This is a genomic window from Bacillus sp. SRB_8 (assembly GCF_003264205.1).
Lineage (GTDB): Bacteria > Bacillota > Bacilli > Bacillales > Bacillaceae_G > Bacillus_A > Bacillus_A mycoides.
Genome location: NZ_NADT01000143.1, coordinates 1 through 467, shown reverse-complemented (window position 1 = coordinate 467; position 467 = coordinate 1). Strand labels below are relative to the sequence as shown.

General features: G+C 48.8%; 1 protein-coding gene. It reads left to right on the top strand.

Features of this window, described 5'->3' with window-relative positions; genetic code table 11:
• Window positions 1-467, top strand: a 467-nt coding sequence (locus B5P40_RS33050) for a reverse transcriptase domain-containing protein (RefSeq protein ID WP_181462981.1), incomplete at both ends; no start/stop codon positions are given.

Below are 467 nucleotides of genomic sequence, written 5' to 3'. Positions count from 1 at the left end.
TGGTTGTTTACCTCGACGACATCTTGATCTACTCGAACAACGCGCTGCAGCACGACGTTAATGTTCGACTAGTACTTACCAAGTTGCGTTCAGCTGGTTTATTTGCAAAACTGGAAAAATGCGTGTTTGACGCTCAGGAAGTCGAATTCTTCGGTTATCTGGTTATTGAGAGCCGCCTCAAGATGGACCCAAGCAAGGTGGAGACTATCCTTGACTGGGCGACTCCAGCGACAGCTAAGGACTTCCAAAGTTTCTTAGGCTTTGCTAACTTCTACAGGGAGTTCATCGTTGACTTCGCCAAAATATCTTCACCTTTGACGGCGCTGACGAGAAAAAACCACCCATTTACTTGGTCGAGCGCGGCCGAGTCAGCGTTCGTGACCCTGACACGAGCGTTCACCCCGGCGCCTGTTATGAAACACTTTGACCCGAATCTACCGATCATATTGGAGACTGACGCTTTTGAT